General features: G+C 44.3%; 19 protein-coding genes. 12 read left to right on the top strand and 7 right to left on the bottom strand.

Annotation, left to right across the window (positions count from 1 at the left end; genetic code table 11):
• Window positions 1-10: 10 nt before the first annotated feature.
• Together AAGR14_RS21725 and AAGR14_RS21720 are read right to left on the bottom strand one after the other, a co-directional pair.
• Window positions 11-1513 carry a glycosyl hydrolase family 28-related protein gene (locus tag AAGR14_RS21725; protein WP_342646343.1) on the bottom strand — a complete coding sequence of 501 codons (1503 nt, stop codon included), beginning with the start codon at window positions 1511-1513 and terminating at the stop codon, window positions 11-13.
• Window positions 1514-1530: 17 nt separating this feature from the next.
• A complete protein-coding gene (locus AAGR14_RS21720; protein WP_342646342.1) occupies window positions 1531-2538 on the bottom strand; it encodes a glycoside hydrolase family 43 protein in 1008 nt (335 codons plus the stop codon).
• Between the two features lie 411 nt (window positions 2539-2949).
• On the opposite strand from AAGR14_RS21720, the gene AAGR14_RS21715 reads away from it, so the two are divergent.
• The 5 genes from AAGR14_RS21715 to AAGR14_RS21695 all read left to right on the top strand — a co-directional run bounded on the left by AAGR14_RS21715 (window position 2950) and on the right by AAGR14_RS21695 (window position 14049).
• Window positions 2950-5838 carry a glycoside hydrolase family 2 TIM barrel-domain containing protein gene (locus AAGR14_RS21715; RefSeq protein ID WP_342646341.1) on the top strand — a complete coding sequence of 963 codons (2889 nt, stop codon included), beginning with the start codon at window positions 2950-2952 and terminating at the stop codon, window positions 5836-5838.
• Between the two features lie 77 nt (window positions 5839-5915).
• Window positions 5916-6206, top strand: a complete 291-nt coding sequence (rhaM, locus tag AAGR14_RS21710; protein ID WP_342646340.1) for an L-rhamnose mutarotase — start codon at window positions 5916-5918, stop codon at window positions 6204-6206.
• Window positions 6207-6230: 24 nt separating this feature from the next.
• Window positions 6231-9005 (top strand): glycosyl hydrolase, encoded by a 2775-nt coding sequence (locus AAGR14_RS21705; protein ID WP_342646339.1) that lies wholly within the window; start codon window positions 6231-6233, stop codon window positions 9003-9005.
• 96 nt (window positions 9006-9101) lie between these two features.
• Complete coding sequence (locus tag AAGR14_RS21700) at window positions 9102-11996, top strand: glycosyl hydrolase 115 family protein (protein ID WP_342646338.1); 2895 nt, start codon at window positions 9102-9104, stop codon at window positions 11994-11996.
• A gap of 52 nt (window positions 11997-12048) precedes the next feature.
• Window positions 12049-14049 carry an alpha-L-arabinofuranosidase C-terminal domain-containing protein gene (locus AAGR14_RS21695; protein WP_342646337.1) on the top strand — a complete coding sequence of 667 codons (2001 nt, stop codon included), beginning with the start codon at window positions 12049-12051 and terminating at the stop codon, window positions 14047-14049.
• 72 nt (window positions 14050-14121) lie between these two features.
• Here the strand turns inward: AAGR14_RS21695 and AAGR14_RS21690 are convergent, their stop codons facing one another.
• On the bottom strand, window positions 14122-14328 hold the full coding sequence (locus tag AAGR14_RS21690) for a YtxH domain-containing protein (protein WP_342646336.1): 207 nt from the start codon (window positions 14326-14328) through the stop codon (window positions 14122-14124).
• Window positions 14329-14502: 174 nt separating this feature from the next.
• Here AAGR14_RS21690 and AAGR14_RS21685 point away from each other — a divergent pair, with 174 nt between their 5' ends.
• Complete coding sequence (locus AAGR14_RS21685) at window positions 14503-15612, top strand: metallophosphoesterase (protein ID WP_342646335.1); 1110 nt, start codon at window positions 14503-14505, stop codon at window positions 15610-15612.
• 236 nt (window positions 15613-15848) lie between these two features.
• Window positions 15849-17390, top strand: a complete 1542-nt coding sequence (locus AAGR14_RS21680; RefSeq protein WP_342646334.1) for a SulP family inorganic anion transporter — start codon at window positions 15849-15851, stop codon at window positions 17388-17390.
• Between the two features lie 78 nt (window positions 17391-17468).
• Here the strand turns inward: AAGR14_RS21680 and AAGR14_RS21675 are convergent, their stop codons facing one another.
• Entirely contained in the window at window positions 17469-19736 is a 2268-nt protein-coding gene (locus tag AAGR14_RS21675; protein WP_342646333.1) for an aconitate hydratase, read from the bottom strand.
• 194 nt (window positions 19737-19930) lie between these two features.
• Here AAGR14_RS21675 and AAGR14_RS21670 point away from each other — a divergent pair, with 194 nt between their 5' ends.
• Window positions 19931-20878, top strand: coding sequence for a glutamate--tRNA ligase family protein (locus tag AAGR14_RS21670; protein ID WP_342646332.1), 948 nt, complete (start codon window positions 19931-19933; stop codon window positions 20876-20878).
• Here the strand turns inward: AAGR14_RS21670 and map are convergent.
• Window positions 20875-21639, bottom strand: a complete 765-nt coding sequence (gene map / locus AAGR14_RS21665) for a type I methionyl aminopeptidase (protein ID WP_342646331.1) — start codon at window positions 21637-21639, stop codon at window positions 20875-20877. The genes AAGR14_RS21670 and map overlap by 4 nt on opposite strands.
• 105 nt (window positions 21640-21744) lie before the next feature.
• Entirely contained in the window at window positions 21745-22368 is a 624-nt protein-coding gene (locus tag AAGR14_RS21660) for a polysaccharide deacetylase family protein (RefSeq protein WP_342646330.1), read from the bottom strand.
• A gap of 160 nt (window positions 22369-22528) precedes the next feature.
• Here AAGR14_RS21660 and AAGR14_RS21655 point away from each other — a divergent pair, with 160 nt between their 5' ends.
• The 4 genes from AAGR14_RS21655 to AAGR14_RS21640 all read left to right on the top strand — a co-directional run bounded on the left by AAGR14_RS21655 (window position 22529) and on the right by AAGR14_RS21640 (window position 24933).
• Window positions 22529-23536, top strand: a complete 1008-nt coding sequence (locus AAGR14_RS21655) for an NAD(P)H-dependent glycerol-3-phosphate dehydrogenase (RefSeq protein ID WP_342646329.1) — start codon at window positions 22529-22531, stop codon at window positions 23534-23536.
• A 26-nt stretch (window positions 23537-23562) separates the two neighbouring features.
• On the top strand, window positions 23563-23886 hold the full coding sequence (locus AAGR14_RS21650; protein ID WP_342646328.1) for a hypothetical protein: 324 nt from the start codon (window positions 23563-23565) through the stop codon (window positions 23884-23886).
• A 53-nt stretch (window positions 23887-23939) separates the two neighbouring features.
• Window positions 23940-24263, top strand: a complete 324-nt coding sequence (locus AAGR14_RS21645; RefSeq protein WP_342646327.1) for a hypothetical protein — start codon at window positions 23940-23942, stop codon at window positions 24261-24263.
• Window positions 24264-24333: 70 nt separating this feature from the next.
• A complete protein-coding gene (locus tag AAGR14_RS21640; protein WP_342646326.1) occupies window positions 24334-24933 on the top strand; it encodes a hypothetical protein in 600 nt (199 codons plus the stop codon).
• An 82-nt stretch (window positions 24934-25015) separates the two neighbouring features.
• On the opposite strand, the gene AAGR14_RS21635 is transcribed toward AAGR14_RS21640, so the two are convergent.
• On the bottom strand, window positions 25016-26809 hold the full coding sequence (locus AAGR14_RS21635) for a DEAD/DEAH box helicase (RefSeq protein WP_342646325.1): 1794 nt from the start codon (window positions 26807-26809) through the stop codon (window positions 25016-25018).
• Window positions 26810-26982: the final 173 nt, after the last annotated feature.

Raw genomic sequence — 26982 nt, 5'->3', positions numbered from 1 at the left:
TACTTAATAGTTACTCCACTACAATCAACTTCTTACTCACTGACTTTGCCGGTATAATTTCAAAGCCACTTACCTGGTGCAATTTGTACATAGGCTGCCCGGCTGGAACTTGCGCTTTTACTTGGTTTAGGGTAACGCCTTTAACGTCATCTAATAAAATTGGTATACGGGTTTCAGCGCCTATATAGCTAACTTCAATATTGTTGAGTTTGATGTTTTTGGCGTGGCGAATAAAAAAGCCATAAGCTGGTAGTATACCAAACTTTTCGGGTTCTGGATATTGCTTCTCGTTTTCGGGAACTACTTGTTGAATTTTACTGACGGCCGAGTCAATAGGGCGATAGTAAATCCGGATGTTGTTGAGTTGTACATCCTCAATATCATGACCGGGTATGCCCGAAATTAGTGAAGAGAAATGCGAGTCGGCGTTGTATACCATCAGATTACTGATAATAATGCGCTTTAAACTGCCTACCGGAACATTGGCCGGACCACGCATGCGGGCACCTAATCGTAAAAAGATAGGTGAGTTGCCAATATCCCGCATTGTAATGTTGCTTATAGTAACATCTTCTAAAACACCGCCATCTACGGTTTCTAAAGCCAACCCACGGCAAAACTGAAACGTGCAGTTGCTGATGGCTATGTTCTTAAATCCGCCGTTAGATTCGGTACCAAACTTAATTCGGCCGGTAGGGCCTTCGTGGTCGGGCACCAGGTGTGCTTCTTTGCGTTGATAGGTACCGTTGGCGAATGTGCCGCGGTCAAACCCGCTCACATTACAGTTGGTAATGGTAATGTTTTCGCAAGGGCGGGCATAGCCCAAAGCGTACGAGCTTTTTAAACAAATACCATCATCCCAGGGCGAGTTTATGGCGCAGTTGGCTACACGTACGTTTTGGCAGCCATCAATATCCATGCCGTCGCGGTTGGTATCCATCATGACGTTGTCAATTGTCAGGTGGTCAACCCCGGTAGCCAACAAGCCAAAATGCCCGCCATATAGTAACGAAAAATCTTTGAGCATTACGTTGCGGCAAAGTTTCAGGGCAATGGCTTTATTTCCCTGCGTTGGTTTGGGCCGGTCGTTGCGGGTAAGGCCGCGACCCCAAATTTTACCTGGGCCAATAATCGATACATCTTCTAGGTTTTCGCCCCATATTAAACTGTTATGCCAGTGGCTATGGCCAAAGTCCTGGTAGTTAAAGCCGGCGGGGTTCGGTTCGGGTTCATCCAGGCCACTGTCGGCCGCAATCAGTGTACAGCCCTGCTCTAACCGCAATGTAATTTTGCTTTTTAAATGGATGGATGTGCTGAGATAATTACCCGCCGGAAAGTATACCGTACCTCCACCTGCCGCCGCTGCTGCATCAATGGCATTGTTAATTGCTCGCGTATCAATAGTTTGACTGTCGCCTTTGGCGCCATAGCTGCGTATGTTATACCAATTAGGCTGTGCAAATACATAGTAACTGATACAAAGCAAAAAGGCGCAAATAAGGAATTTCTTCATCGCTTTTATAACGTTTATTACTTCACTTTCTTAACCCCTTCGGTAGTCATCATTACCCGTTTAATAGTACCATCCGGATTGTAATACAAATAATCAATGCATACCGAACGGTGGTAGCTTCCGGCATCGGGCGTTAGCGCGCCGTTATGGTAAATAAAATAATCTTTGCCTTTAAAATTGATGATGGCCTGGTGATTGGTGTTAGAGTTGCCGGCAATCTCGTTAATAATGCCTTTATACTGCCAGGGACCATTGATGTTTCGGCTCATGGCGTAACAAATCTTCTCCGGAAATTCGCTGGCGTATGAAAGGTAATACCAGCCGTTACGTTTGTGTATCCATGGGGCTTCGGTGTAGCGCGGCAAGCCTTTGACGGTTTTTATAGGGCCGTCCAGCTCAATCATGTTGCTTTTTAATTTGGCATAATGGGCGGTGGTATTGCCCCAAAACAGATAAGCTTGTCCGTCGTCGTCAATAAATACTGATGGGTCAATATCATCCCAGCTAATTTTAGCTTCGGTGGTCATGTCATTGGTAATGATAGCCGAACCACGGGCATCTTTAAACGGGCCTATCGGGCTATCGGCCACCGCTACGCCAATAGCCTTGCCATGTATGGTTTTATGCTCAATAGCCACGTACCAGTAAAATTTACCATTACGCTCAATTACCTGTGATGCCCAGGCATCATCCTTAGCCCAAGCAAAGTCGGTCACCTTTAACGGAATAGAGTGTTCGGTCCAGGTTACCATGTCTGGCGATGAAAAGCACAGCCAGTCGTGCATTACGTAACGGGCCTGTGCTTTAGGTGCTTCATCGTGTCCGGTATATAGGTAAACTTTGCCTTTATACACCATGGCACCCGGGTCGGCCGTGTATTTATGTTTGATTATGGGGTTGCCTTCGGCATTTATCACAGTATCGCTTAAAGGCTGATGCGACTTGCTGGTATAGCTGCCGTTAAACAAGTTGGCCATTCCCAACAAAATGGATGCTTTCAAGCTAAATAAATATAGACTACTCATTGCGGATATTTGGTTTTCAAAGATAATTGGTTAGCAGCGGTTAGTTTTTTTCTTTTTAAATGAAGCTATAATGTTGTTGTTAGCCCGAACCTAATCAACCCTTTCAATGTAACTATCCTGATGCATCATGCCCGCCTGGATGCAAATATTGTATAAAAATGTTACAGGTAAAACATGACGGTTCAGGATAGATGAATTTGCCCGAGTAGGTACATTGTGCTCCAAAACCGATTATAAAACTTATAGTCAAATAAACACATGATACTTTAATCCATTTTGCATCCGTCGTCCGGGTTCAATCAAAAAACGACGGATATTACAACGGTAGTAAACGGATAAAAAAGTACAATGTGAAAAAGAGCAAAAGCGAATGGTGTTAACACCACACGGCGGCTCTTGAACCAATAGCCTATGATGATTAACAATTACTCTTTGCCTGCACACTTAAAATTATTTTTGGCATTCCTGTTGTCGGCAATGTTTTTACGCGCCGAGGCTGCGCCCGCACCGGGCATGCGGCAAATTAAATACCTGTCGGGTAAAGATAACCGCACCAATGTGTTATGGGATTTTTATTGTACTGGTGGCCGCAAAAGCGGTTACTGGACTAAAATAGCAGTTCCGTCTTGCTGGGAACAGCAAGGTTTTGGCAACTATAATTACGGTCGTGATTACAAAACCTACGGCAAAAACTTCCGCTTTGCCGACGAACAGGGTATTTATAAATTAAATTTTCAGGTACCGCAAGCTTGGAAAGACATGGATGTTTATTTGGTTTTTGAAGGCTCCATGACCGATACCGAAGTGAAAATCAATGGCAAATCGGCCGGCGACAAACACCAGGGAGCTTTTTACGAGTTTAAATACAATATCAACGATAAGCTGAAATTTGGCAGCAATAACTTGCTCGAAGCGCGGGTTAGTAAAATGTCTGCCGATGCATCGGTAAACAATGCCGAACGTTTGGCCGACTATTGGGTATTCGGGGGTATTTTTCGCCCGGTTTATTTAGCGGCTTATCCTAAACAGCACATCAGTCACCTGGCTATTGATGCCAAAGCCGATGGTAGTTTTAAAATGCAGGTACGCCCGGAGCATGTTAAGCAAAACCTGCAATTGGTTACCGAAATTACCGATGCCAAAGGTAAAGTAGTTAACCGTACCACCGCTAATGTGCGCCCGGCCGACAGCGTGGTAAACCTGGTAACCAAGGTAAGCAACCCACAGTTATGGACTTCAGAAACGCCTAATCTTTATAAAGTTAATGTAGCCTTAAAAGCAGGGGCTACTACCGTATATCAAACGTCCGAAAAGTTTGGTTTTCGTACCATCGAAGTGCGTAAAGGCGATGGGATTTACCTCAACGGTGTAAACATCAAAATGAAGGGTATAAACCGCCACAGCTGGTGGCCCGAAACCGGACGTACGCTTAATGACGATATACAGCTGTTGGATGTAAAGCTGATGAAGGAAATGAATATGAATGCCGTGCGCATGTCACATTATCCGCCCGATAAAAAGTTTCTGGAAATATGCGATTCATTAGGGCTTTATGTGTTAGATGAACTGGCCGGCTGGCAAAAAGCTTACAGCACAGCTGCCGGTAAAAAGCTGGTAAAAGAAATGGTGCTGCGCGATGTAAACCACCCTTCTATCATTTTTTGGGATAACGGTAACGAGGGCGGTACCAATAAAGAACTGGACCAATATTTTACGCAGTATGATTTTTCTAAGCGTACGGTAATCCATCCGCACCATCGTCCGGGTAATGCCTTTAACGGCATTGATTGTAACCACTACGAAGATTATTACAGTACCAAAAGCATATTGGCTGATACCAATATTTACATGCCTACCGAGTTTTTGCATGCGCAGGATGACGGCGGCGGTGCCACAGGCCTGTCCGATTTTTGGGAACTGCATTGGAAATCGAAACGCAGCGGCGGCGGCTTTATCTGGGCTTTGGTTGATGAAGGTATTGTGCGCACCGATCACAACAATATGATTGATGTAAACGGCGTAAACGCACCTGATGGTGTTTTAGGTCCGCACCGCGAAAAGGAGGGCAGCTTTTATGCCATGCGCGAAATTTTCTCGCCGGTACACATCACCCTTAAAACGTTACCTGCTGATTTTAATAGCGGTATTCCGGTCGAAAACCGATTCCATTTTACCAACCTAAACCAATGCACATTTAATTGGGAACTGATTGATTACCGCAAGCCTAATGAACAAGATGGAAGCTATATCATTAAAAAGAAAGGCTCGTTCACAGGCCCGTCGGTAGCCCCGCTGGCTACAGGTAACCTCGCATTAAATTTACCTGCCGACTGGAAAAGCTACGATGCGCTGGCTTTATCGGCTTATGATCCGTTTAAAAACCAGCTTTACCGCTGGGTTTGGAAAAACAGCAACGACCGTTTGCTGAATAACGTAATGAACCTGACCGGCAAAAGCCCGGTGCAGGTTGCCGAAACAGATTCGACTTTGCAGTTAAAAGCCGGTGCCATTGCTTTAACCTTCAACAAAAGGAATGGACAGATTATTAACCTGATTGGTTATGCAGGCGACCCTGTCTCGTTTGGTGGCGGACCGGCGCTGGTTAGCGGCAACGCCACATTTAAAGACATCAAGCACCGGCAGGAAGCCGACGGCGAGGTGGTAGAGATTAGCTATACCGGCGATATGAAATACGCCCGCTGGAAAATGTTTGGCAGCGGCTGGATTAGCCTCGATTATGAATATGCCCTGCAAGGCGATTACCCTTATGCAGGTATTACTTTTACCTACCCCGAAAACTATGTGTTAGGTGCTAAATGGTTAGGCAAAGGCCCTTATCGTGTTTGGAAAAACCGGTTGCAGGGCGTGGCCGATGATGTATGGATTAACCCTTACAATAACACCCAGACGGGTAGCGCACCCTGGATATTCCCGGAGTTTAAAGGGTATTTTGCCAATGTAACCTGGATGGAACTGAATACGGTTGAAGGTAAGTTTTTGATGGCTGCTAAAGAGCCTGACCTGTATGTGCGCCTGTTCGATTTTTATGGTTTATCTGGCGTTAAGCCTTTTCCGGGTTTGCCATCGGGTAATTTATCATTTTTGGATGCTATACCGGCCGAGGGTACCAAGCTGGCTTTAAAAATTGATGGCAATACCGCTAAATTAGGTCCGCAGAGTGAGGCTAATCATATCAACGGCACCACTAAACGTACCTTATACTTTTACTTTGGCTTGTTGGAGCAAGCAGGTAAAAATCAACAAAACTTTACCCGCCCGGTAAAAGACGAATTATTTTAATTGATAATACAGTACAGCAGTGCAAACCAAGCTGCTTATTGATAAATGAGACGAATATGCAAAAGGTAGCTTTTAAAATGAAGCTGAAAGAAGGCTTTAAAAATGAGTATACAAAACGTCACAATGAAATATGGCCCGAACTGGCTGCATTGCTTAAAGCCAACGGCATCAGTGATTATACTATTTTTTTAGACGAAGAAACCAATACCCTTTTTGGCGTACAGCTGCAATCCGGCCAGTCATCACAGGATTTGGGCAGCACCGAAGTAGTACAAAAATGGTGGGCTTACATGGCCGATATTATGGAAACCAACGCGGATAACTCGCCGGTAAGCAAGCCGCTGGTCGAAGTTTTTCACATGGATTAATTACCATCACTAAAATTTAAAACCATGTTGTTAAAGCGTTTTTTATATATCACTACCTTTTGCGCCGTTGCTACATCGGGCATTGCGCAAACCAAACAGCCCTCCGTTTGGCCCGCTGTAAAAAAGGAAACCCGCCCCTGGACCCGCTGGTGGTGGATGGGCAATGCCGTTGACCAGAAAAATATAGGCATGCTGCTGGGGGAATATCAGCAAGCTGGTTTTGGCGGTGTTGAAGTAACACCTATTTATGGAGCCATAGGATATGAAAACAGGTATATCGATTTCCTCTCGCCCAAATGGATGGATATGCTTAACTATACTACGGTTACTGCAGCACAGTTAGGCATGGGCGTGGATATGAACACCGGTACCGGCTGGCCTTTTGGCGGCCCGCAAATTAAAACGGCCGATGCTGCCAGCAAGCTCATCATCCAAACTTATAAACTCAACCCCGGCGAAATTGTAAAAGAAGCGATCCGGGTAACCGACCCCAAGCAGCGTGACGTGGCGGTATTACAGGCTTTGGTAGCCTATGATGATAAAGGTAACGCGACCAATGTGATGGATAAGGTTGATGCCAACGGTAATTTTAACATGGCGCCGGTTAAAACCAAAACCGAAATTTACGCTGCCTTTGTGGGCAAAACCTTGCAAAAAGTTAAACGCGCTGCGCCGGGCGGCGAGGGTTATACACTCGACCACCTGTCGAAAAAGGCTACCGATGTTTACTTGGCCCGCTTTACGGATGCCTATAAAGGCGGGAAACCCGCAGTACGTGCTTATTTTAACGATAGTTATGAAGTATATGGTGCCAGCTGGTCGCCCACTTTGTTTGAAGCTTTCCAAAAAGATCACGGTTACGATTTGCGCATGCACTTGCGCGAACTGATGAGCAATGATGATAATGAAAGCGTAGGCCGGGTAAAGTCGGACTACCGCGAAACTATGAGCAATATGCTGCTCCATAACTTTACTCAAAACTGGACCAACTGGGCGCATGGTTTAAAAAGTATTACTAAAAACCAGTCGCACGGTTCGCCGGGTAACTTGCTGGATTTATATGGCACGGTTGATATACCCGAGTGCGAAACCTTTGGCTCCAGCAAATTTCCTATTCCGGGCCTGCGCCGCGATAGCGCTGATGTGCGTAACGTGGACCCCAATCCTATTATGCTCAAGTTTGCCTCTTCGGCCGGGCATGTGAACAGCAAGCCGCTCATCTCGTCCGAAACGTTTACCTGGCTTACCGAGCATTTTAAAACCTCGTATTCGCAATGTAAGCCCGAAGTAGAACAGATATTTTTATCGGGCGTAAACCATGTGTTTTATCATGGTACTACCTACTCGCCGGAGGATGTGAAGTTTCCGGGCTGGCTGTTTTATGCCTCCATGAATATGGTACCCGATAATAGCTTATGGAGCCATGCCACAGGGCTTAACGGCTACATCACCCGTTGCCAGTCGGTATTACAATCCGGCCGTGCCGATAACGAAATACTGATGTACTGGCCTATATACGATGCCTGGAATCATCCCAAAGGTATGGATATGCCTTTAGCCATACACGATATTAAAGAATGGCTGATACCTACACCGTTTTACAAAAATGCGGTTGGTCTGCAAAAAGAAGGTTACAGTTTAGATTTTGTATCCGACCTGGCGTTATCTAAAAGCACAGGCAGTGGCGTCGGTATAAAAACCAGCGCTAACGCCAGTTATAAAGTATTGGTAGTACCCGAGTGCACCATGATGCCGGTAGAAACGCTGCAGCAGATATTAAAAATTGCAGGGCAGGGTGCTACCGTGGTTTTCCAGAAACTGCCCGAAGATGTACCCGGTTTGGCTAATGTGCAGGGGCGCAGAGCTCAGCTCAAACAAATACTCACTGCATTAAAATTTAACAATGCGGGTAACGGTGTAAAGCAAGCCACTGTGGGCAGCGGTAAAGTATTGTTGTCGGATAATCTGGAAGATGCCCTGACAATGGCATCGGTAAGGGGCGAAAAGCTGGTGGAAACCGGTTTGCAGTTTATCCGCCGGGATGTTAATGGTAGCAAATATTACTATCTGGTTAACCACACCGCTAAATCTATTGATACTCGCTTACCGCTTAACGGCAATTACGCTTCGGTAACCATCATGGACCCGCAAACCGGATCCTACGGTACCGCTCCGGTAACCGCAGGGCAAAACCAAAGCATGGTAAGGGTGCAGTTGCAATCGGGCGAAGCCTTAATACTGATGGCCGGGCAACAGGCCAAAGCGGCTTTACCTAAATGGCGCTATTTGGATAAACCAACCGGCGAAGTAAAGCTGGATAACCCCTGGAAGCTGGAGTTTACCCAGGGTGGGCCGGTATTACCTGCCGCTAAAAAGTTGCCTAAACTTACTTCCTGGACTGATTTAGGCGATACTACTGCGGTAAACTTTTCCGGGACGGGTGTTTATACAAGCACGTTTAATTTACCGGCTAAAAAGGCGGGCGAATATGTGCTCGACCTAGGTCAGGTTGATGAAAGTGCCCGGGTATGGATTAACGGTAAAGAAGTAGGTATTTTATGGAGCATCCCTTTTAAAGCCCGCGTAGGCAGTTTCCTCAAAGCAGGCAACAACACCATTAAGGTAGAGGTTGATAACCTGATGGCCAACCGCATCAGGTACATGGACCAGCACAAAATTGAATGGCGCAAATACCACGAAATCAATTTTGTGAATATCGACTACAAACCGTTTGATGCCTCCAACTGGAAACCGATGCCATCAGGTTTGCTGGGGCCGGTAAAACTGGTAAGTTATTAAGCACTACAGTACACCTACAACCATTGTTTATTAATTAACTATCACAAAAGCCTTTTTAACAGAAGGCTTTTGTGATATAGATACCTCTCTGAAAAAATGAAGTTCAAATTCTGTTTACTGCTGATAGCTGTTTTGATATTTGCCAACTTAAGGTTACAGGCAGTGCCGTTTGATTTGGTTACGCCGCAAAGCAAGGTCACTATCGTGTACGCACCGAGAGAGCATCAACTGGATTCTATTGCGGCCGGTTTGCTGGCGCGTGATATTCAGCAGGTGAGCGGATATTTACCTAAAGTAACTAACAGCATCAGCAAGGCAAGCGGAAATGTAATTGTGATAGGTACGTTACAGTCGGCTTTAATTAAGAGCCTGCACCTCAACACCAAAGCTTTGCAAGGTAAATGGGAAAGTTATCTATTACAAATCGTCAGTTATCCCTCCAAAAATATTACCAAGGCTTTGGTTATTGCAGGCAGTGATATCCGCGGAGCAGCTTACGGCGTTTTCAATATATCAGAGCGTATCGGCGTGTCACCCTGGTACTGGTGGGCCGATGTAACACCGGTGCAGCAAAAAAGCTTGAGTATTAATATTGACAGGTATGTGTCGGCTCCACCTTCTGTTAAATATCGGGGCATATTTATCAATGATGAAGATTGGGGCCTGCAACCCTGGGCTGCAAAAACCTTTGAGCCCGAAACCGGGGATATTGGCCCGAAAACATATGCCAAGGTTTTCGAACTGCTGCTGCGGCTTAAAGCCAACCTCATTTGGCCGGCCATGCACCCCAGTACTAAAGCATTTTATTCTTACCCCGGTAATGCCAAAGCAGCAGCCGATTACGCCATCGTAGTAGGCTCATCGCACGCCGAGCCGATGTTGCGCAACAACGTGGGGGAATGGAACGAGAAAACGATGGGAGCGTTTAATTACATCACCAATCAGCCCAAAGTATACAGCTACTGGGAAAGCCGGGTAAAAGAAAGCAGCGCGAACAATGCCATTTATAGCATGGGTATGCGTGGCGTACACGATAGCGGCATGGAAGGTGTGAAATCGCCAAAGGAGGCTGTGCCTTTGCTGGACAAAATATTTGCTGACCAGCGCGGCCTGCTGCAAAAGTATGTAAACCCAGACATCAAAAAAGTACCACAGGCTTTTACCATCTATAAAGAAGTTTTGGATGTGTATGAGAGCGGCTTGAAAGTTCCGGAGGATATTACCTTGGTATGGCCCGATGATAACTATGGCTACATCCAGCGTTTGAGCAATACACAGGAGCAACAACGTTCGGGAGGTGCAGGAGTGTATTATCATGCCTCGTACTGGGGACGCCCGCACGATTATTTGTGGCTAAGCACGACCAACCCGGCACTCATGCGCGAAGAAATGATGAAAGCCTATGCTATGCAGGCCAAAAACATCTGGGTGCTTAATGTAGGCGACATTAAACCCTGCGAATATAACATGCAGCTGTTTTTAGATATGGCTTACCAGGCCGAACCATTTAAAAACAGCACGTATCTGAAAGCGCACTTACAGCAATGGTGTGCCGGCAAATGGGGCATTAAAAATGCAGCCAACATTGCCGGGCTTCTACAACAATACTATCACTTGGCCGGGGAGCGCCGGCCTGAATTTATGGGTTGGAGCCAAACCGAGCCTACTACTAAAACCAATTACACAGCATATAATCATTTTGCCTACGGCGATGAGGCGCAACGTAGGGTTGTTAGGTACCAAACACTGGCTGCCCAAGCAAAATCGATATACACAAATGCCAAGCTGCCTAATAAAGATGCTTTTTACGAGTTGGTTTATTATCCTGTTGTAGGCGCGTCTCTAATAAATCAAAAGTTCTTATATCGCGATAAGGCATATCTGTACGGAAAGCAAAACCGATTAATAGCGCAGGAGTATGCGGATAAAAGCAGGCAGGCGTACCGAGACATTGTTACCGAAACAGCTTATTACAATAACCAGTTAGCGGGTGGAAAATGGAAAAACATCATGTCAATGCAGCCGCGCAATCTGCCGGTTTACCAGGAGCCGGAGTTACCGATAATTAATTTGAAACCTGCGGTAAATGCCTGGAGTATCGAACCCGAAGGAAGTTACTCCGACTCGGTGCATGGCAGCAACCCAGCTTTTGCTTTATCAGCATTTCATCCATGGTCGCCACAGGCAAAATTTATAGATATATTCCTGCAAAAAGCAGCTGATGTTAGTTGGACGGCTACCGCTTCGCAACCCTGGATTTTGCTGTCTGCAAAAAAAGGGCAGTTGGCTAATCAAAACAACCAGCGGCAAAGCCGCATCTATCTAAATATTAACTGGAAGCTGTTAGCCGGGCAGCCTGCTGTGCATACGGCCCAGGTTAGCATCAGTGCTGATGGTAAAACATATGTGGTTAATGTTTCGGCCAATAACAGCCAATTGCCTGCTTTAACTAAATACAAAGGAGTGATAGAAAACAACGGCATGGTATCAATATTTGCCGGTAATTATCAAAACCACCAAAATCAAGGCGCAAGCTGCTGGCAGGCCGACAGCACTTTAGGATATGCTCAAAATGCTTTGATAGCATGGCCTCTTAGCCAGGATATTACTGTAGATACAGCACTAAAATCAGCTTCGTGGGTAGCCTATGATTTTTATACCGTAAATACAGCATCAAAACCTCAGCTGCATATTTTTACCTTGCCAACGCATCCGCTTAATAAAGCTTATGGTATGCGTTATGCGGTTTCTGTAGACGGTGGTACACCGCAAGTGGTCAATTTTAAAACCGAAGGTCGGAGCACCGAATGGAAAAATAATGTGCTTAGCAATAATGCCATCCGCAAACTCAATATCCCGGCATTACAACCTGGTAAGCATCAGCTTAAATTATATTTAATGGATCCGGGTGTCATCGTTGACCGATTTTTGATTACTTTAGATTCCGATTTTAAACCGGCTTACAGCTTAATTCCTGAAAGTAAACTTTAATCATCTTTTAGTGGTTTAGCTTGCCTTCTTGCTCTTTCTTTTAAGTGTAAATATGACAGTTACAAAATTTACTTATTTAACCGCCGCCCTGTTAACGGCCTTTTCTCTAAACTCTTCGGCTCAAAAAAGTTTACCAATTGTAGTAAATGCCGATAAGGTAACCGCCAAAGTGCAGCCCACTATGTGGGGTGTGTTTTTTGAAGATATTAATATGGGTGCCGACGGCGGCATTTATGCCGAACTGGTTAAAAATCGCTCTTTCGAATTTTACTCTCCGCTAATGGGCTGGTCTGTAAAAGGCAAAAAGATTAACGAGGGCGACGTGCTTATTTTAAACCGCCAGCAAAATCCGATCACTAATCCCAATCCTCGCTTTTTAAGAGCCAACGTTAAAAACGCTGATAAAAGGGAAGACTTTAGTTTAACTAATGAGGGATTTCGCGGAATGGGCGTCAAGAAAGGGCTTAATTATAATTTCTCTTTCATGTACCGCCAAGAAAAGCCCGGCGTAAAACTGCATTTGGAATTACAGGATGAAAAAGGGAACGTCATAGGCTCTACAGTATTGCAACCTGATCAAAGTGGTGCCGAATGGCATAAACAAGGTGTAAGTTTCGCCGCGAATGCTATGGCTCCAAAAGGCAAGTTTGCTATCTGGATGGAAGGTACAGGTGTTATCGATCTGGATATGATTTCCTTGTTCCCTGGTGATACCTGGAAACAGCGCCCGGGAGGTTTAAGGGCAGATATGGTACAATTGCTAGCTGATATGAAGCCCGGCTTTATCCGCTTTCCGGGCGGTTGTATTGTGGAAGGCCGCGACCTGGCTACCCGTTACCCCTGGAAAAAAACCATTGGCCCGGTTGAAAACCGTGAACTGAATATTAACCGATGGAATACCGAATTTAAGCACCGCCTTACCGGAGATTACTTTCAGACTTATGGCCTGGGCTTTTTTGAATACTTCCAGTTAGCCGAAGATATTGGTGCTCAGGCCCTGCCCATTTTAAATTGTGGCATGGCCTGCCAGTTTAATACCGCTGAGTTAGTGCCATTAGACCAATTAGGCCCTTACGTACAGGACGCGTTAGATCTGGTGCAGTTTGCCAATGGCGACGTGAATACGCCGTGGGGTAAAAAACGTGCCGAAATGGGCCATCCGGCTCCGTTCAACTTAAAAATGATGGGTGTGGGTAACGAAAACTGGGGACCGCAGTATTTAGAACGCCTTAAAATATTTACCGATAGCCTTAAAGCTAAATATCCTGAAATTAAACTGGTTAACAGTTCGGGTACTGACCCGAACGGCGCGCGGTTCGATTTTTTGAATAGTAATTTGCGTAAAAATAAAGCCGATATTATTGACGAGCACTACTACCGTTCGCCGGAGTGGTTTTTGAGCAATGCTACCCGTTATGACAATTACGACCGTAATGGCTCTAAAGTTTTTGCAGGTGAATATGCTGCGCAAAGCGATGGGATAGCCAGCGCCAAAAATCAAAACAACTGGCAGTGTGCCCTTGCCGAAGCTGCTTTTATGACGGGTTTAGAGCGCAATGCCCAGGTAGTTAACATGGCCTCCTACGCACCTCTTTTTGCCCATGCCGATGCCTGGCAGTGGACACCCGACATGATTTGGGTAGATAACCTGAATGTGTATGGAACGCCAAATTATTACGTGCAAAAGTTATATTCTTTATACAAAGGTACAGAAGTAGTTAGCATTAGTACTGGTAAAAAAGTAGTGGCCGGTCAGGATAGCTTATATGCCTCAGCCGTGGTGGATAGCAAGCATAACGAGCTGATTGTAAAGATTGTTAATGCATCGGGTAAAGCACAAACCCGTAATATACAAGTGCAGAGCCGTAAACAGATGCCTGCCACCGCTATATTAACCAGCATTAGCACCCCGAACCTTAAGGCAATCAACTCGTTCGAAAATGCGGTAAATGTAAGTCCTAAAGATGAGCGGGTTACTGTTAAAGGTAAAACACTGGCACTGGCTGTTAAGCCCTACTCATTTAATGTATTGCGCTTGCCATTGAGTAAATAACGCTTTATTAATTATCATAACGCAAAAAGGCTTTCAATTTGAAAGCCTTTTTGCGTTGGTTCTTATGATATATTACTGGTAATTCTCTTCCGGCTGTACTTTGCTGGTCGCTTTAGTGATGGCCTCATCAGTATACTGCTTAGCCTTTTCAATCCACTCCGGTGCTTTTTCGTTCCAGTCATCGATGATTGATTTACCATCTTCTACACGTTTTTTAGTGATGTGTTGTATGCCGTAGGCAGCAGCGGCGCCGAACACGGCCCATTTAAATAAGCTCATGGTTTGTGATTTTTATATTGTTAATTCATTGTAATCTGCTTTATAGGTACAAGTTTAGTGCCAAGCTTTCTCATCCAAAGCTCTGACAGTGCTATCCTTATTTAAATAACTTACTGATTATCATTAATTATGCTCAATACATAAACCTATCCTGCACTATGCTGTTGATGTAGCATGCGCCGCTTGCTGCAAAAATGGTTAAAGCAACCTTTAATTAACATCGCTAACAAATACTCGTCGAGGCCGGACACCAAACGTGTACATGCAGCGCTGACTGATTTGTATAACTCTTTAATCACTGACCATGGAAAGCGTGGCGTCATCATCCCGTTTGATGTGGCAACAGGCAAATTCGTAATCCTTTCAGACCAGCACAAGGGTACCCGCAATAGTGCAGATGATTTTACGCTTGCTGAAAAGAACTACCTAACTGCACTGAACTACTACAATGAGCAGCAATATCATTACATCAACTTAGGTGATAGCGAAGAGTTATGGGAAAACGGCATCATTGGAGTAACCAAGTACAATAAAGCCACCTTTGCGCACGAAGCGCAGTTTTTAAAACGTAATGCATTTATTAAAGTATTTGGCAACCACGATTTGTACTGGGACAATGACCCGCTGGCCAAGGTGGTACTGCAGCAAATTTACGGGCAGCCGGTAAAAGTATATGAAGGCGTGGTACTGCAAACCCGCGTTGCGGATAAACCCTTAGGTATTTATTTAACCCACGGCCATCAGGGCGATTTACAAAGCGACGGTAACTGGTTTAGCAAATGGTTTGTAGCCAATGTTTGGGGGCCGTTACAGGCTTACCTGGCCATCAACCCCAATACACCGGCTACTAACGATCATTTAAAAACCCTGCATAACGAAATTATGTACCAGTGGAGCAGCAGGCAAAATAATTTGCTGCTGATTACCGGGCACACCCACCAGCCGGTATTCCAGTCGTTAACACACCTGGAGCGCCTGTATATTAATTTACAAACAGCCCAAAAGCAAGGCGACCAGCAAAAGGTTGAACAATTGCAGCAACAAATAAATAAGCATGTATTAAAAGGCGAAGCTCAATTTACCTTTCCCGGTTACCGGCCATCTTATTTTAACAGCGGTTGCTGTTGTTTTGATGATGGTGATATCACCGGCTTAGAAATTAGCGATGGCCAAATGCGTTTGATTAAATGGGAGTACAATACTGCCGGAATACCTGAGCGGTTGATATTGGACGAAAGCAGCTTGGAGGAAATCATGGCGGGTTTGGCCGAAATACCACAATAAATGTTAGTTAAGGGGATTAAGTTATTAACTTTGCAGCCAAGCCATGAAAAAAGCTATTTATCATAATCCGGTTACACCACCTTGAGTTAGGTTTCTCTTCTGACGTTACAGCTGCCTCTTTTTCTATAAACGGGCAATATCTTTCTGTTAAATAATAATTCATACACTATTGCTATTAATGTGCCTGGCAAATGACTGCCGGACGCTATTATTTTATCTTTTCTATTTCTTTCTATATGCATGCAGTTCTGCGCCTTTTTGATTTTTCGCAAAAAGTAAATTATAAAAACGAGGTACTGGCCGGTTTAACCGTTGCCATGACCATGATGCCCGAATCTTTATCCTTTGCCATCCTGGCCGGCTTTCCGCCGCTAATGGGTTTGTATGCTGCCTTTATCATGGGCTTGGTAACAGCAGTGTTAGGCGGCCGTCCTGGCTTAATATCTGGCGGAGCCGGAGCTACCGTAGTGGTGCTGATAGCCTTAATGAAAACCCATGGCATCGAATATGTTTTTGCTGCCGTGGCGCTGGCCGGTGTAGTGCAGATTTTAGTCGGTGTGTTTAAATTAGGCAAATTCATCAGGCTGGTGCCGCAGCCGGTGATGTATGGCTTTGTTAACGGGTTGGCCGTTATCATCTTTACCGCCCAGCTGGAGCAGTTTAAGACTGTGATTAACGGGCAATCGGTTTGGCTAAGCGGTGAGCCGTTATTTATTATGGCTGGGTTAGTCGCTTTAACCATTGCTATTGTTGTTTTACTGCCCCGGTTTACCAAAGCCGTTCCGCCATCGCTGGTAGCCATTATCATTGTGTTCTTGATAGTGCTGGGCTTTGGTATCCCAACTAAAACCGTGAAAGATATTGCAGCTGTAAGCGGTGGTTTTCCGCCTTTTCACATCCCGGCCATACCGTTTAATTTAGAAACCCTGAAGGTTGTATTCCCTTACGCTCTGATTATGGCAGGTGTAGGTTTAACCGAAGGATTGCTTACCTTAAACCTGGTTGACGAAATGACGGCCACCCGTGGCAATGGCAACCGCGAATGTATAGCCCAAGGAACGGCCAACATTTTAAATGGTTTCTTTTCTGGAATGGGGGGCTGCCCCATGATTGCTCAAACGCTGGTTAATCTATCAGCCGGGGCAAGGGCAAGGTTATCAGGTATTGTGGCTGCGCTTACTATACTGCTCATCATTTTTGTGGGTGCACCGGTGATTGAGCGTGTGCCTATGGCGGCCCTTACCGGGGTAATGATTATGGTGGCCATTGGCACTTTTGAGTGGGCCAGTTTCCGCATCATCAACAAAATGCCTCGGCAGGATATTTTTGTAGGCATATTAGTGGCGCTGATTACCGTTTGGCTGCATAACCTGGCACTGGCTGTACTGGTAGGCGTAATTATATCAGCACTGGTATTTGCCTGGGAAAGTGCCAAACGCATACGTGCGCGTAAATATGTTGACGCTACGGGTGCAAAACATTATGAAGTATACGGCCCATTGTTTTTCGGCTCGGTAACAGCCTTTACCGAGAAGTTTGATGTAAATGAAGATCCGCAGGAAGTCATCATTGATTTTAAGGATAGCCGGGTGGCTGACATGTCGGCCATTGAGGCGTTGAATAAGTTGACCGACCGTTACCAAAAGGCCGGCAAAAAGCTTCATTTAAAACACTTGAGTGCCGATTGCAAGCAATTGTTAAAAAATGCGGATGCAGTAATTGATGTAAATATTTTGGAAGACCCTGCCTATCATGTAGCGACGGATAAGCAGATATAAGCACATTAAAAAGCGCTGTAAACAAGAAAGCCGTTGCAAAATGCAACGGCTTTCTTGTTATTATAATAAAGTAGTTAATTAAGCTACTTGTTGTTTACGGATGATGTTTAACGCACCACCAGCTTTAAACCACTCAATTTGCTGAGCGTTGTAAGTATGGTTAACTGCGAAAGAATCCTCAGTACCATCAGCATGGTGTAATACTACGGTTAACTGTTTGCCCGGAGCAAATTCAGTTAAGCCTAATACATCAATTCTGTCATCTTCCTGAACTTTATCATAGTCTGCAGTATCAGCAAAGGTGATACCTAACATACCTTGTTTTTTCAGGTTGGTTTCGTGGATACGGGCAAAAGATTTTACCAAGATAACACGAACACCCAAGTGGCGAGGCTCCATAGCAGCGTGCTCACGTGATGAACCTTCGCCATAGTTTTCATCGCCTACTACGATAGTACCGATACCGTTAGCTTTGTAATCGCGTTGGGTAGCCGGAACCGGACCGTATTCGCCGGTCAGTTCGTTTTTAACGCTGTCGGCAGTGTTGTTAAAGTAGTTAATAGCACCAATCAGCATGTTGTTGCTGATGTTGTCTAAATGGCCGCGGAATTTTAACCATGGGCCAGCCATCGAAATATGGTCGGTAGTACATTTACCTTTAGCTTTAATTAATAAGCGCAGGTCTTTTAAGTCGGTACCTTCCCAAGCTTTAAACGGATCCAGTAATTGTAAACGTGATGATTTTGGATCAACAATTACCTGTACCTGGCTGCCGTCTTCGGCAGGAGCCTGGTAGCCGGCATCTTCTACTGCAAAGCCTTTTACCGGTAATTCAATACCCAGTGGCTCGTCTAATTTAACCTGCTCACCGTTTTCGTTAGTTAACGTGTCGGTTAATGGGTTAAAAGTTAAATCACCTGCAATAGCAAAGGCAGTAACAATCTCCGGAGATGCTACGAAAGCGTGTGTATTAGGGTTACCATCCTGACGTTTAGCAAAGTTACGGTTAAACGAAGTGATGATAGAGTTTTTACGGGTCGGGTCATCAGTATGACGTGCCCACTGGCCAATACATGGTCCGCAAGCATTAGCCAAAACTACACCACCAATTTGCTCAAAGGTATCTAGATAACCATCGCGCTCTACGGTGTAACGTACCAGTTCTGAACCTGGCGTTACAGTATACTCAGCTTTAGTTTTCAGGTTTTTATCAGTAGCCTGTTTAGCAATAGATGCTGCACGGGTAATATCCTCGTAAGATGAGTTGGTACATGAACCAATCAAACCAACTTCTAACTCAGTTGGCCAGCCGTTTTCTTTAACTGCAGTGGCAAACTTAGAAATAGGCCAAGCCAGATCCGGAGTAAAAGGACCGTTTACATGCGGCTCAAGCTCGCTCAGGTTAATTTCAATTACTTGGTCAAAGTATTGCTCAGGAGTTGCATAAGCTTCAGCATCACCGGTTAAATGCTCTTTAATGGCATTAGCCAGGTCAGCAATATCTTCGCGTTGAGTACCGCGCAGGTAAGCTTCTGCTTTTTCGTCGTAACCAAAAATAGAGGTAGTTGCGCCAATCTCAGCACCCATATTACAGATAGTACCTTTACCGGTAGCTGATAATGAGCGTGCACCTTCACCAAAATATTCTACAATTGCACCGGTACCACCTTTTACAGTTAAAATACCTGCAACTTTTAAAATCACGTCTTTAGCTGATGCCCAGCCCGATAATTTACCGGTTAAGTGAACACCAATCAATTTAGGGAATTTAAGCTCCCAAGGTAAGCCGGCCATCACGTCACAGGCATCAGCACCGCCAACGCCAATAGCAATCATGCCTAAACCACCTGCATTAGGTGTATGCGAGTCGGTACCGATCATCATACCACCCGGAAAAGCATAGTTTTCTAAAACCACCTGGTGAATAATACCTGCACCTGGTTTCCAGAAACCAATACCATATTTATCAGACACAGAAGCCAGGAAGTCATAAACTTCGCTGTTGATATCTTTAGCTGTATTTAAATCTTCGGTAGCGCCGATTTTTGCCTGAATCAAGTGGTCGCAATGTACGGTTGAAGGTACAGCCACTTGCGGGCGGCCTGCCTGCATAAATTGCAACAATGCCATTTGCGCCGTTGCATCCTGCATTGCTACACGATCGGGTGCAAAGTCAACATAATCAGTACCACGCTGAAAAGCTTGTTTTGCTTCGCCTTCAGACAGGTGTGAATACAGGATTTTTTCAGTTAAAGTTAAAGGTTTGCCGGTCGCTTGGCGGGCAGCTTCAATACGGCTGCTAAAGCGGTCGTACACCTTTTTAATCATATCTAAATCAAAAGCCATTTGATTGATTTTTAGGTAAAAAATGAACAATTCGCTGTTCAGAACCCCTTTACAGGGCGAACGCCGCGAATGTACGAAATTTAACTCCCAAATATGACCGTAGGATTTTAGCAAATACTATTTAGATTTATTCTGAATAATATAACATCGGGTGAATGAATAATGATTTTGCTGTCAAAAATCAATCTGTAGCAATGCTTAAATTGCATACAGATATTAGATTTGCCAGTGTAATACTCATGAATAAAGTACGCATTGCACCTACCCCCAGCGGTTACCTGCACATTGGTAATGTGCTTTCGTTTGCGTTAACCGTTGCACTTGCAGAGCGTGAGCAGGCTAATGTTTTGTTGCGTATTGACGATATGGATCAGCAGCGTGCCAATGCTGCTTATGTGCAGGATATTTTTGATACACTTAATTTTTTAGAGCTACCCTGGCACGAGGGACCGCGTAATGCGCAGGAATTTGCCACCGAGTGGTCGCAGATGCACCGTATGCCATTGTACCACGAGGTACTAAGCAGTTTGCAGCAGAAAGGTCAACTGTTTGCTTGTAACTGTTCCCGGTCGCAAATAAAAGCGCTGAGTGCCGACGAAAGTTACCCCGGTACCTGTTGCCACAAAGCGTTGGAGTTTGACAAGGCAGAGGTAAATTGGAGAATGCAAACGTCGCCAAGCGCCCAAGTATCGGTAAATACCTGGCAACTAAAAGAGCAAACAATAACGCTGCCAGCATCCATGCAATATTTTGTAGTGCGTAAAAAGGATGGGCATCCAGCTTACCAGTTAAGCTCTGTGATTGATGATCTGCATTTTGGCATTACCCACATTGTAAGGGGTGTTGATTTATGGGCGTCTACCCTGGCGCAACTTTACCTGGCGCAAGCGTTACCCGCTGATGCTTTTAGCAACGTGCAGTTTTACCATCATGACCTAATTGCCGGAGCAGACGGCCAAAAACTGTCCAAATCTTCCGGAGCAACGTCTGTTAAGTACTTACGAGAGCAAGGTTATAAGCCCGGGCAAGTTTATCAGCATATTGCCGACAGCATGCAACTTAGGCAGCCTGTAGCTAACTGGCAACAACTGGCCGAAGCCTTTTGGTCGCCGAAAAAAGTAAGCGTGTTACTTAACAGTTAGGCAAAAATACCGTTGGCTTGCGTTAAAATAATAGGTTCGCCCGAGGTTACGATAATAGTATGTTCGTGCTGGGCTACATAACCGCCCTTGTCGCCAGTCAGTGTCCATTGATCGGCCCCGGTGTTGGCCCAGGTAGATTGGGTGGAAATAAAAGTTTCGACGGCTACGACACTGTTCTTTTTAAAGCGTGCTGTGTTTGACCTTTCGTAATAGTTTAAAATATCATGCGGTTCTTCGTGCAGGCTGCGGCCCACGCCATGTCCGGCTAAGTTTTTAATTACTCTGTAACCCCGTTTGGCAGCCTGCGTTTCAATCAGCTTACCAATGTCGGCTATCTTTATCCCGCCGCGTATCTGGCTCAGTGCATTCTGTAATATTTCTTGTGATGCGGTAACCAGGGCCTGGTGGTTATTAATGTCGTTGCCTAACACAAATGAGCCGCCATTATCTGCCCAGTAACCGTCTTTTTCGGCCGATACATCAATGTTAACCAAATCGCCTTCATTTAACACCACATTGGCTGATGGTATACCATGTGCAATCACGTTATTGATGCTGATGCAGGTATACCCCGGAAAACCGTAAGTTAATTTAGGGGCCGACTTGGCACCCATGTCTGCCAGCATATTACCGCCATACTCATCCAGCTGGTAGGTGGTGATACCGGGTTTACAGTACTCACGCATGGCTTTTAGTACCAGTGCTACACAATTGCTGATTTCTTGAATTCCTGCTAACTCGGTATCTGAAGTAATAGACATATTTTAACTTTTAGATAACTTAGTCAATAATGGTGCCTGTAACTCACCAGACACAAAACCGTGACATTGGTTATATTTTGAGCCGGCAATTTTACGGAAATTTAATCAAACGGTGAGCTTTTCAAATGTATACCCCGCTTTTTGCCATATCGCTAAAGCTCGTGGCAGTACATATTCGAGCCGGTTAAAGGCCTTTAAACTATCATGAAAAACAATGATAGCTCCGTTACCCGTATGTTTAATTACACCTTTAAGGCAATCTTCGGGTTTTAACGACATATCAAAATCGCCGCTCAACACATCCCACATAATAATTTTTAAGCCGGGCTTTAAGGCCTGCAATTGCTTAGTTTGCGAGCGTTTAATGCGGCCATAAGGCGGCCTGAACAATAATGTTGGGTGCTGCTCATCGGCCTTGGTAAAGTTTTCGGCGTAGATATGGTCTTCTGTTTTCCAGCCTCTTAGATGGTTAAAGGTGTGGTTGCCAATGCTATGTCCGTCGGCCTGTACTTGTTTAAAAATATCCGGATGCTTTTTAATGTTATCGCCTATACAAAAGAACGTAGCTTTGGCGTCAAACTCTTTTAGGGTTTTAAGTACAAATGGGGTTACAACAGGTATTGGCCCATCGTCAAAAGTTAAGTAAATAACAGGCTGTGTACGGTTGTAGTTCCATACCAGTTGAGGGTAAAGCTTTTTAAGCAGCCACGGCGTTTTAACCAGATACATGCAGGCAAAGTAAGTTATTTTTGGCTTGCTTTATTTATTTAAGCGCTATTACGGCTTACCACATCACCATCCGCCAATAATACCCCGCTGCACATGTAAAAAGTTATACCTTTGCTCATCCGGAAAAAGGAACATCAATTTGCCGGGCCGATGATAAACCATGCAAGGGCAACCACAAAGAATACTGGTAGTAGGAGGAGGCAGCTGGGCCACCGCAAACATAAAAATGCTTAGTGATAACGGCACCTCGAAAGAAATATTTTGGTGGATGCGTAACCAACAGGCGGTTGAAGATATACAGAAGTTTAGGCATAATCCTAATTATCTAAGCTCTGTTGAAGTAAAGGTACCGGTAGAAAACGTGTCTACCGATTTAAAAGTCTTAATAGCCAAAGCCGATTTTGTGTTGCTTAACGTGCCGGCCGCATTTTTAAAAAATGCCTTGCACGAAATTACACCGGTCGATTTAGCCGGTAAAAAACTCATATCGGCCATTAAAGGTATCGTTCCCGACGAGAACCTGATTATCGGCGAGTTTTTGCACAAATATTATCAAATCCCTTTTGAGGATTTGGTTGTCATCAGCGGGCCATGCCATGCTGAAGAGGTGGCGCTCGAGAAGCTTTCTTATCTTACCATCGCATCGGCTGATGCCGCGCTTGCCACCCGGTTGGCCGGTATGTTAAATACTCGCTATTTAAAAACCATTGTATCTGATGATATTTATGGTACCGAGTATGCGGCAGTACTTAAAAATATTTATGCAGTAGCCAGTGGTATTTGCCATGGCGTTGGATACGGCGATAATTTTCAGGCGGTGCTTATCTCTAATGCCATCCGCGAAATTCAGGATTTTGTAGATGCCGTTCATCCCATCGACCGCGATATTAAAGAGTCGGCTTACCTCGGCGATTTGCTGGTAACGGCCTATTCGCAGTTTAGCCGCAACCGTACTTTTGGTAATATGATAGGTAAAGGCTATACGGTAACCTCGGCCCAACTCGAAATGAATATGGTGGCTGAGGGCTATTATGCAGTAAATTGTCTACACCAGATAAATAAACAATACACCGTACGAATGCCCATTTGCGACGCTGTATACCGTATTTTATACAAAAAACAGACTCCGGCACTGGAAATGAGACGTTTGGCAGAACAATTGAGTTAGTTTTTAAAATAAATTCAATTAAAACCATGAAAAACGTATTTAAAGTTGCTCTGCTGGCAGCTGGATTATTTGTAGCTGCCGATACTCACGCACAAGTGGCCGAAAAAGCAGGTCGCGGAATTGACAAAGGTGCCAAAGCTGTAGGTAAAGGTGCTAAAGCTGTTGGACGTAAAACATCTGAAATTGCATCAAAAGGTGCTTCTGCAGTAGTTGATAAAAAATATGACGCTAAGGTTGGTCCTGGTGGTCAAACTATCTATATAGACAAAAATTCGGCTTACTACTATGTAAACAAAAAAGGCCATCGCATTTATGTGAGAGAGGCTGAGCTGAAAAATAAACCTATGTAATTTATGAAAGTGCCTGCCCTTGGGCAGGCACTCTTTCAATACTGTTTACTACCATGAAAAATTATTTCTTAGCATTCCTGCATGTAGCGTGTGCGCTTATACTGGTATCGGCAGCTTGCTCTGATACCGGCAAAGGCAATCTGAAAGGCGACTGGCATACTAAGGATGGCAAAAGTAAATTACAAATTACCAGTAAACAGTTTATCTTAAATGATAGCGGCGCACCTATGGCCGAAGATTATTTTTTGAAAGAAGACTCAATATTCACTTCTTTTGAAGGTAACCAACCTTACACTAAATTTGTGATTGAACACTTGGATAATCACAACTTAAAGCTGCTATACCCAGATTCAACAGCGATTGACTTTGTGCGTTAAGGAATAATTAAATCTTTAGTTATACGTACAATAATTATATTTTATTCCGTTTGAGAGTAAAATATAATTTATGAACAAACTCATTTTAACCTTAACTCTTATCGTATTTTCAATCTGCGCAAAAGCGCAGACGGAAAAAGGAAACGTTTACATTGGCGGCAGTTTATCTTTTAATAGATCAACCACCAGTCAGAATGGCTACAGTAATGAATTCTCAACAGCCTACGTTACACCAACTGTCGGGCTTTTTTTAGCAAAAAACTTTTCGGTAGGTCTTTCACCACAATACAGCTATTCAAAAAATAATACAGAGGCATTTACCGGCAATGGGCTTAGTATAAGTAAAAACATATCGCATTTATTAGGCGGTGGAATTGATTTTAGATACTACTTTGCTATTGTGCCCAAATTGTTTTTCTTTCCGCAATTATCGAGCAGCTACCTCGTATCAATTGGGCAGTCGAATACAGATACTAAGCTGTTCAGAACCAGTATCAATCCTAATTTAACATTTTTTGCCACTAAAAAACTGGCGCTAAACTTTACTTATGGGGCACTGGCTTACAGTTATCAAACAAACAAAAGTAACTACACAACTACTAAATTCACAAGTTTTGATTTTAACGCAAACCAGGGCGCGGCATTAGGCGTTAATTACTATTTCAATTAAAAAAGTCTTTTAATACAAAACAGCGAAGCCTCCAATATGGAGGCTTCGCTGTTTTGTATTAAATTAGATCGTAGTTATAGTATTAATATCTTTTACGGCGTTCGGTACGGTCTTCGCGGCGTTTGCCCGAGAAATCGCGGAAACCACCGCCATTTCTTTCGTTGCCACGGTTGCTGCTACCCTCACGACGGCTTCCACCTTCGCGGTTTCTGTAGCCACCGCCAAAGCTGCCGCGGTTATCACCACTACCATCAGCAGATATTTCTATCCTTACCTGACGGCCTTTAAATTCAGCTTCTTTAAAGCTTGCAAAGGCTTTATCGGTATCTTCATTGGCAACCTCTAAAAATGAATAAACACCTTTAATGTCAATTTTGCCAATAGTGCGGCCTACAATGCCAGTTTGATTACAGAAGTAACCCAGTAAGTCGCCGCGGGTAAATCCGTCTACCGAACCCAGGTTGATAAACAAACGGGTAAAATCAGAGCGGTTACCTGTACGCGGGAAGCGTTCGCCGCCATCGCGTGACGCTGTGCGGGTATCCTCAGGTGCGTTCAAATCTGGTGCATCTTTATAATAGGCCAGGAAGCTGTTAAACTCAATTGAAGCAAAACGTTTAATCAGGTCTTCTTTGCTTAAATCTGCAAACTCGGTCATGATGCGTGGAATGTACTGCTCAATTTGCTGCTCATCAACCTCCACGTTATGTACCTTGTGTATCAAGCCAAATAATTGTTTTTCGCAAACATCAAAACCGGTTGGTATCTCCGCTTTATTGAAACGTTTGCCAATTACTTTCTCAATCTGACGTATTTTGCCAATTTCTTTACCATTGATGATAGAGATAGATACCCCTGTTTTACCGGCACGTGCAGTACGGCCGCTACGGTGGGTATAATTCTCAATTTCGTCAGGTAACGAGTAGTTAATAACGTGGGTAACATCATTAACGTCAATACCACGGGCGGCAACGTCAGTAGCAATTAACAATTGCAGGCTGCGCTCACGGTAACGTTTCATTACCTTGTCACGTTGTTGTTGTGATAAGTCTCCATGTAAAGAGTCGGCATTGTAACCGTCTTTAATTAACGACTCAGCAATTTCCTGAGTTTCAATTTTGGTGCGGCAAAATACGATACCGAAAATTTCGGGGTTAAAGTCTACAATACGTTTAAACGCTGCATACTTGTCGCGGGCACGTACAATATAGTATTCGTGCTCAATGTTGGCATTACCGGTATTCTTGGCGCCCATGGTCAACTCGTAAGGGTCGGTCATGTACTTTTTAGAAATACGGCGTACCTCGCTTGGCATAGTGGCCGAAAATAGCCAGGTTTTTTTATCCTCGGGCGTAGTGGATAAGATACTGTCAATGTCTTCCTGAAAGCCCATATTGAGCATTTCATCAGCTTCATCCAGTACTACAAATTGTACTTGCGAAAAATCAATAGCCTTGCGGTTGATAATATCGAGCATACGGCCCGGGGTAGCAACTACAATTTGTACGCCGCGTTTAATTTGGCGTAACTGATCTGAAATACTGGCACCTCCATAAACAGCCACAACGTTTACGTTGTTCATGTTTTTAGAGTAGTTTTTCAAATCATTAGTGATTTGTAAGCAAAGTTCACGTGTAGGGCACAAAACCAGTGCCTGTGGATAGTTTTCTTCAAAATCCAGCAGTTCCAATAATGGTAAGCCAAAAGCAGCAGTTTTTCCGGTCCCGGTTTGGGCTAATCCGACAAAATCGTTGCTGCCTGTTAACAATACCGGGATTGACTGCTCCTGGATTGGTGTAGGATTTTCAAATCCTAACTCAGTGATGGCATTAACAATATCATGACGGATTCCCAGTTCAAAAAATGGGTTGTTCATGAATTAAAATAACGAATTCGGCAACATCGCCAAATCGGGTGCAAATGTACGAAAAATTAAGCTGTTTTTAGATAGGCATTTTAAAATGAGATTAAAGTGATATATGAAAGATGTATGGTCTTTTATAACTGAAAATCAAAAAGTTGTATTCTAGTAAAATGCTTTGTACTTAT

The sequence above is a fragment of the Mucilaginibacter sp. CSA2-8R genome (assembly GCF_038806765.1).
Classification (GTDB): domain Bacteria; phylum Bacteroidota; class Bacteroidia; order Sphingobacteriales; family Sphingobacteriaceae; genus Mucilaginibacter.
Note: the sequence above shows the minus strand (reverse complement) of the source record. Positions and strands in the feature narration are given on the sequence as shown.